Annotated in this window: 6 protein-coding genes; 4 read left to right on the forward strand and 2 right to left on the reverse strand. The window is 71.3% G+C overall.

All coding sequences use genetic code 11. From position 1 onward, the window contains the following. Positions 1–149: 149 nt before the first annotated feature. Both VF697_RS37615 and VF697_RS37620 read right to left on the reverse strand, forming a co-directional pair. Entirely contained in the window at positions 150–1,073 is a 924-nt protein-coding gene (locus VF697_RS37615) for a hypothetical protein (protein ID WP_331102798.1), read from the reverse strand. Between the two features lie 4 nt (positions 1,074–1,077). Next, on the reverse strand, positions 1,078–1,620 hold the full coding sequence (locus VF697_RS37620) for a DUF350 domain-containing protein (protein ID WP_331102799.1): 543 nt from the start codon (positions 1,618–1,620) through the stop codon (positions 1,078–1,080). Positions 1,621–1,788: 168 nt separating this feature from the next. On the opposite strand from VF697_RS37620, the gene VF697_RS37625 reads away from it, so the two are divergent. From VF697_RS37625 to VF697_RS37640, 4 genes are all read left to right on the forward strand, one after another. Next, entirely contained in the window at positions 1,789–3,456 is a 1,668-nt protein-coding gene (locus VF697_RS37625) for a sensor histidine kinase (protein WP_331102800.1), read from the forward strand. Beyond that, the gene (locus VF697_RS37630; RefSeq protein WP_331102801.1) at positions 3,453–4,796 is read left to right on the forward strand and encodes a sigma-54 dependent transcriptional regulator; all 1,344 of its coding nucleotides are present in this window, start codon (positions 3,453–3,455) and stop codon (positions 4,794–4,796) included. The genes VF697_RS37625 and VF697_RS37630 overlap by 4 nt, the downstream gene beginning before the upstream one ends. A 242-nt stretch (positions 4,797–5,038) precedes the next feature. After that, positions 5,039–6,583: a SulP family inorganic anion transporter gene (locus tag VF697_RS37635; protein ID WP_331102802.1), complete on the forward strand. Its 1,545-nt coding sequence runs from the start codon at positions 5,039–5,041 to the stop codon at positions 6,581–6,583. Continuing rightward, a partial coding sequence (locus VF697_RS37640; RefSeq protein ID WP_331102803.1) for a carbonic anhydrase occupies positions 6,583–7,097 on the forward strand: 515 nt, incomplete at its 3' end. The genes VF697_RS37635 and VF697_RS37640, both read left to right, overlap by 1 nt.

Consider the following 7,097-nt stretch of genomic DNA (forward strand, 5'->3'; position numbering starts at 1 on the left):
AGGCCGCCCGGGTCGGTCCTCTCGCTTCGGTTTGCGTACGGGGAGCAAGGGCTGAATGAGGTTCCACTGCACGTCGGTCAGGTCCACTTTTAAAGTAGGACCACACCTGCGGCCAGAGAGGTTTACCTCGCCCAATTCCGAGATCGGCTCTACTCCACGTCGTCGGTCCCCGGTGTGTCCGTGGGCAGAACCTTCCAGAGGTGGGGCTTGTCGTGTTGGGGAGGAATCATCCCGAGGGGCCAGCCCTTGGTGGTGAGCTCGGCGTAGCGGTACACGCGGCCGCCGAGACGGAAGGCATGGCCTCGCACGGGCACGGCGATGCCCACGGCGGCGTGCGAGAGCGGATCCGAGTAGAGGATGGTCGCGTCGAGGCCCGCCTGGCGCAGCAGCATCACCGCGAGCACGGCCTTGGAGTCACAGTCCCCGCGGTCCTGCGCGGGGACGAGCGCCGGGGGGAGGATGCCGAAGGGCTGGTCATCCGGCTGCGCGTAGTGGATGCGCTGCACGAAGGAGACGATGAGCTCGGCGGCCTCCACGGGGCCGAGGCGCTGCGCGCGGATGTGCTCGACGAAGCGGTTGCCCAGCACGCGCACGGGCTCGGCGTTGCTGCGCATCAGCTCCTCGTAGATGCAGCGCATGTCCGCCTGGCATCCCGGGGGGGCATGGTACGTGAAGCGGTCCGCGCCCAGCGCGCGGAAGTGCATCTTGCGGCCGTACGCCACGTGGTCGCTCGCGAGCGAGCGCTCGAGGGACTCGCCCAGGCCGTAGCCCACCCGGTACTCCGGAGGGGCGAGCGACTCGGCGCGCCACTCGAAGGTGCGTGCCTGGCTCAGGGGCGTGGTGGGGGGGATGAGGGCCAGGCCGAGGTGGGTGCCTCGGGCGCCGGAGGGCTCGAGCGCCGGGGCGGGGAGGGGCTCCTGCGTGGGCGCGGGGGCCGGGCCGCGGACGAGCGACTGGACGTCCATCGAGACGAGCCAGCGCAGCCCCAGGAAGCAGCAGCCGCTCGCGGCGATGAAGAGGACGAGGAAGAGCGCGAGGAGCCTCTTCCCCGGGCTGGCCGGCGGGGAGTCCACGGGGTCAGGAGGGGGCGCGGTACGTGGAGGAGGGGAGCTCGGGGAAGGGGATGAGGCCGTTGAGGGCGGCCTGGAGGCCCGGCGCGGTGAGCAGGGCGATCACCAGGAGGATGGCGGCCAGCACGAGCGCGAGCGCCACGTTGCCGCGGCGCACCTCGGCGAGCTCGTCCACGCCGGGGGTGATGCGATCGAAGAGGAGCATGCCCAGGGCGAGCACGCCGGTGCCCACCAGGAGGGACACCCCCACGTGCATGAGGGCGAAGAAGGTGAGCCGCGCCATGGCTCCGGGCTGGAAGGGGGCGCCGCGGAAGGTGAGGTCCACCGCGTCGAAGGTGGCATTCACCGCGTTCTGCACCAGCCACCCGAGCGCGAGCAGGCTGGCGGCGTGGACGATGCCGGCCGCGACGTTGCCCTGCTGGAGCTCCACCGTGGGGTTGGTGCCGAGGAGCCGGTTGAGGCCGCGGAACGCGAGCCAGATGCCGAGCGCGGCCACCAGCCCACCGAAGACCACCTTGGACAGCCCGACGGCGACGAGGAGCAGGTTCATGCGGAAGGGCCCAGTGTAGGGGGAAGGCCGGGGTCACGGAATCATTCAGAAGCACCACACCCTCCGGGTCTTCCAGGGCCCGCCTGCCCCCTTCCTCTCACGGCTCCGCGCTGGCGGGGGCGCACGAAAGGGAGGCATCGACCCGAGCGGTGGCGCATGATGTCCCGCATGCCCCGGTCGCCCCGTCCTCCGGTTCCTTCACCCGCCCCCGCGCCCGGAGAGCTCGCCCGGGCGCAGCAGCGTGCGGGCCGCTCCGCCTTGCTGGGGCTGGCGCTGCTCGGTATCGCGGCGCTGGCCAGCCCCCTGCTCTCCTACCGGCAGGACGTACAGAATGCCCGCGAGGAGGTCCTCGGGCATCTCTCCAGTCAGGCCCAGGTGCAGGCCGAGGCGCTGGGTGTGCATCTGGGCCTGCTGGAGGCGGAGCTGCGGCGCCTCGCCGAGCATCCGCATTTCTCCCCCGAGGGAGGCCTCTCCGAATCGGACATCTCCGTGCTGGACGGTGCCTTCCACCACTCGCCCCTCTTCTCCGAGGGCGTGGCGTTGCTCACCCCCGAGGGGCGCCTCGTGTGGAGCGACCCGCCCCACATGGCCCTGGGAGACTCCCCCCTGACCTCCCGCTCCTGGTTCCGCCGGGTGCTGTCGGACGGCGTTCCGGACATCCACCTGTTGGAGGGAGAGGGCGGGCCGCTGGTGGTGGCGGTGCCCATCGTGCGCTCCGCGAAGGTGAGCGGCGTGTTGGTGGGGGAGCTGCGCTCGGGCGCGCGCCCGCTCCCGGGGGTCCGGATGGCGGGCGAGGACATCTCGCTGTTGGTGGATGGAGACGGGCATCTGCTGCTGCCCATGCCCCCACCGTTCGCCTGGTCTCCGGGGAGCGTCTCGGAGCTGCGCGCCTTGATCGAGACTCCCGGTCCCCTCGTGATGGGAGGCACGCGCATGCTGGGCGCGGCGGCCCCGGTTCCGGTCCCCCCGGGGGTGGGCGGCATGCTGCTGGCCGTGCTGGAGGACGAGGCTCGGGACACCGAGCTCCTGCGGCGCCGCTTCCTCGGTCAGCTCCTCTTCCACCTCACCCTGCTGGGCGGCACCATTCTCATCTTCTCCCTCCTGCTGCGGCGCTCGTATCACGCGCTGCTCGCCGCCGAGGAGCAACTGCGGCGCCAGGAGACGATGGCCGCGCTGGGCGCCGCCAGTCAGCTCATCGCCCATGAGGTGAAGAACGCCCTCAATGGCATCCAGGCGGCCCTCTCCCTGCTCCGGCCCGCCGCGTCCGCGGGAGAGGTGGCCCTGCCCGCCCTGCGTGCCCAGGTGCAGCGGTTGGGACACCTGGCCCGCTCGCTGCTGTCCTTCGGTGCACCGCAACGGATCACCCCGCGCCGCACCTGCGAGCTGCACCTGCTGGTGGAGGAGGCCCTGCAGTCGGTGCGCCTGGTGCCCGAGTTCGAGGACGTCTCGGTGACCACGTCGCTCACGGAGGGCCTCACCGTGGAGGCCGACCCGGCGCTGGTGGTGTCCGCCATCGACAACCTGCTGCGCAACGCGGTGGAGGCCGGCGCGGTGGCTCGCGACACGGGGCTGCGGCCCACTCCGTGGGTGCGGGTGACGCTCGTGCGCGAGGCCGACGAGGCCGTGCTGCGGGTGGAGGACAACGCGGGGGGCGTGGATGAGGACCTGGAGCCCCGCCTGTGGGAGCCCTTCGCCACCGCGCGCTCCAAGGGCGTGGGTCTGGGGCTGCCCATGGCCCGCACCGCCGTGGAGGCCCACGGCGGCAGCCTCACCTATACTCGCCTGCCCGACGGCAGTCGCTTCTGCCTGCGGCTTCCCCTGGAGCGCGCCGCATGAGCACCTCCCTGCTGCTGGTGGATGACGATCGCACCTTCTCCTCGCTCGCCGCCTCCGTCCTCTCCCAGGAGGGCTTCCAGGTGCGGACGGCCCGCTCGCTGCACGAGATGCGCGCGGCCCTCGCCCGCGAGGCGCCCGATCTGGTCATCCTGGATCGCCGGCTGCCGGATGGTGACGGGCTCGCCTTCCTGCCCGAGCTGCGCGCCCAGCAACCCGGCACCGTGGTGCTGATGGTGACGGCGCACGGGGACATCGCCAGCGCGGTGGAGGCCATCCAGGCGGGCGCGCGCGACTACCTGACCAAGCCGGTGGAGCTGGATGACCTGGTGCTGCGCGCGCGCCGCGCCGCCGAGGACTTGCAACTGCAGGAGCGCCTGCACCGGGCGGAGAGCGCGCTGGAGGGACGGCGGCGCCTGCTGGTGCCGCGCTCGCCCGCCATGCGGCAGACGCTGCAGATGCTGGAGCGCATCGCCACCTCACCCCGCAGTCCCGTGCTCCTGCTGGGGGAGACGGGCGTGGGCAAGGAGGTGCTCGCCCGCCACCTGCATGCGCTGCGCAAGGAGCAGGGGCCCTTCGTCCACGTCAACTGCGCCGCCCTGCCAGACACCATGGTGGAGAGCGAGCTGTTCGGCCACGAGCGGGGCGCCTTCACCGACGCGCGCACCGCCCGACGCGGCCTGGTGGAGGTGGCCAACGGCGGCCTGCTTTTCCTCGACGAGGTGGGCGAGCTGCCGCTGGCGCTCCAGGCCAAGCTGCTCACCTTCCTGGACAAGGGCGCCTTCCGGAGGCTGGGCGGCAGCAGCGAGCTGACCAGCAGCGCGCGCGTGGTGGCCGCCACCAACCGCAACCTCACCGAGGAGGTGGCCGCCGGCCGCTTCCGCGAGGACCTCTACTTCCGCCTGAGCGTTTTCAAGGTGGAGATTCCCTCCTTGCGTGCGCGGCGCGAGGACGTGCTGCCACTGGCCGAGTCGCTGGTGGCCGAGCTGTGCGCGGAGCTGGGCCGTCGCCCGGTGGGCTTCTCCGCCGCCGCGCGCGAGCGGCTCGAGGGCTACCCCTTCCCCGGTAACGTGCGCGAGCTGCGCAACGTGCTCGAGCGGGCCCTGGTGCTCGAGAGCGGCCCCATGCTGGAGCTGGAGGCGCTCGCGCCGGGCGCTCGGGGCCCCTCTGCCCTGGCCGATCCCGACGCCTTCGTGGTGGGGGGCCCGCCGCTCCCCTTGGAGCAGGTGGAGCAGCGTTATGTGCGGCACGTGCTCGAACGCCTGGGGGGCCGCCGGATGGATGCCGCCCGTGCCCTCGGCATCTCGTATCCCACCTTCCTGCGCCGGCTTGGCGAGGAGTGACACGGTTGTTACCGTGAGGGCCGCGCCTGCCCGCTTGCCGCCGGGGCGGGGATTCAAATTTTTTTCAGCGCGAGACCCGCGACTTCAAGTTTCTTGAAGTGCCGCCCGCCGCCCCCGGCCCCCCTTCAGAGGGAAGCCGGTCTCCACCGCACCGGCACGCCCTTTGCGAAGGGTTGCCCGGATAACGCGTCGCGGTCTCCGAAAGGAGCGTGGCGCCTGCGAATCGCGGAGGCGGTAAGGCGATGAAGTCGAACGAGCAAGCAGCCGGCGGCGCCGGCTCTCTCCGGGGAGTGCTGGCGAGCGACCTGCCGGCGTCCCTGGTGGTCTTCCTGGTGGCCCTGCCGTTGTGCATGGGCATTGCTTTGGCCTCGGGCGCCCCCATCATGTCCGGCCTCATCGCTGGAGTCGTGGGCGGCCTGGTGGTCGGGATGTTTGGTGGCGTGCCGCTGCTGGTGAGCGGCCCGGCGGCCGGCCTGGCGGTGATGGTGTTCGGGTTCATCCAGGACCTGGGCTTCGCCACCACCTGCGCGGCGGTGGCCGCCGCGGGATTGATTCAGATGGCGCTGGGCGGCATGAAGGTGGCGCGCGCCGCGCTGGGCATCTCCCCGGCCGTCATCCACGGCATGCTCGCGGGCATCGGCATCCTCATCGTCCTGGGGCAGCTGCACATCGTGCTGGGCGGCGCTCCGCAGTCCAACGCCTGGGCGAACCTGCGCGAGCTGCCGGAGCAGATCGCTGACCTGCATGGCCCCGCGACGATCCTCGGGCTCATCACCATTGGCATCCTGGTTGTGTGGCAGGTCATGCCCAACAGCCGCCTCAAGAAGGTGCCGGGACCGCTGGTGGCGGTGTTGGGGGCCTCGGTGGCCGCGGCGGTGTGGGGTGGGGACGTGAAGCGGGTGGAGCTGACCGGCAGCCTCTTCCAGAGCATCCAGCTGCCCTCGCTGCCCCAGGGCAACTGGGGGGCCTTCGCGGTCGCGGTGTTCTCGCTCGCCCTGGTGGCCAGCGCCGAGTCGCTGCTGAGCGCGGTGGCCACTGACAAGCTGCACACCGGTCCGCGCGCCAACCTGGACAAGGAGCTGTTCGCGCAGGGCATGGCCAACACCCTCTCGGGTCTGCTGGGCGGCCTGCCCATCACCGGCGTCATCGTGCGCAGCGCCGCCAACATCGCCGCGGGAGCCAAGACGCGCGCGTCCGCCTTCATGCACGGCGTGTGGATGCTGCTCTTCGTCTCCCTGCTGGGCTCGTATCTGGGGCTGGTGCCCCTCACCGTGCTGGCCGGCCTGCTCGTCCACGTGGGCGTGAAGCTGGTCAACATGCACCACATCCAGGAGCTGCGCCGGCGCGGGGAGCTGTCCGTGTACCTGGTGACGGTGTTTGGCGTGGTGGGCATCAACCTGCTGGCCGGCATCGCCCTGGGCTTTGGCGTGGCGGTGGCGCGGCTGCTGTGGCGGCTGGGCCGGGTGCACGTGCAGGTGCGGCAGGAGGGTGCGGTGCACCAGGTGCGCGTGGGCGGCGCCCTCACCTTCGTCGGTGTGCCCAAGCTGTCCGCCGCGCTCGCCGAGGTGCCCACTGGCGCGCAGGTGGAGCTGGACCTCGCGGTGGAGATGCTGGACCACTCCGGCTACGAGGCCCTGGAGAGCTGGTGCCAGAACCACCGCAAGACGGGCGGCAAGGTGTGGATGGAGCCGCTCGAGGAGGTGTGGTCGCGCAAGGGCGCCGCTGCCTCCACCTTGTCCGTTGCCGCTGTTCCCTCTTCTCCCACTCTTTCCTCGGAAGGTGCCTAATGAAGAAGCTCGTTCAGGGTCTGCTCGATTTCCAGCGTCACGGTCTTCCCGCCTATCGCTCCACCTTCGCGCGCCTGGCCCATGGCCAGACCCCCGACTGTCTCTTCATCGCCTGCTCCGACAGCCGCGTGGTGCCCAACCTCTTCGTGTCCACCGACCCGGGTGACCTCTTCGTCATGCGCAACGTGGGCAACATGGTGCCGCCCTCGGACTCCGCGGGCCTGTCCCTGAGCGACCGCTCCGAGGCGGCGGCCCTGGAGTTCTCCCTGCTGACCCTGCCGGTGAAGGACATCGTGGTGTGTGGGCACTCCGGCTGCGGTGCCATGAAGGCCATCCTGTCGGGGTACAACGATCAGAAGACCCCCAACCTCAGCAGCTGGCTGGACGTGGGCCGCCCCGCCCTGGCTGCCTTCGAGCGCGGTGGGAAGGTGGGCGAGGGGTTGGCTCCGGCGGACCGGCTCAGCCAGCTCAGCGTGCTGCAGCAACTCGAGCACCTGCGCACCTATCCCCTGGT

Origin of the sequence: Archangium sp. (assembly GCF_036388035.1) — a bacterium.
GTDB lineage: Bacteria > Myxococcota > Myxococcia > Myxococcales > Myxococcaceae > Archangium.

Coding starts and splice junctions, on each gene's coding strand:
- VF697_RS37620 (WP_331102799.1), bottom strand. CDS start 1,620: ATGAACCTGCTCCTCGTCGCCGTCGGGCTGTCCAAGGTGGTCTTCGGT.
- VF697_RS37625 (WP_331102800.1), top strand. CDS start 1,789: ATGCCCCGGTCGCCCCGTCCTCCGGTTCCTTCACCCGCCCCCGCGCCC.
- VF697_RS37630 (WP_331102801.1), top strand. CDS start 3,453: ATGAGCACCTCCCTGCTGCTGGTGGATGACGATCGCACCTTCTCCTCG.
- VF697_RS37635 (WP_331102802.1), top strand. CDS start 5,039: ATGAAGTCGAACGAGCAAGCAGCCGGCGGCGCCGGCTCTCTCCGGGGA.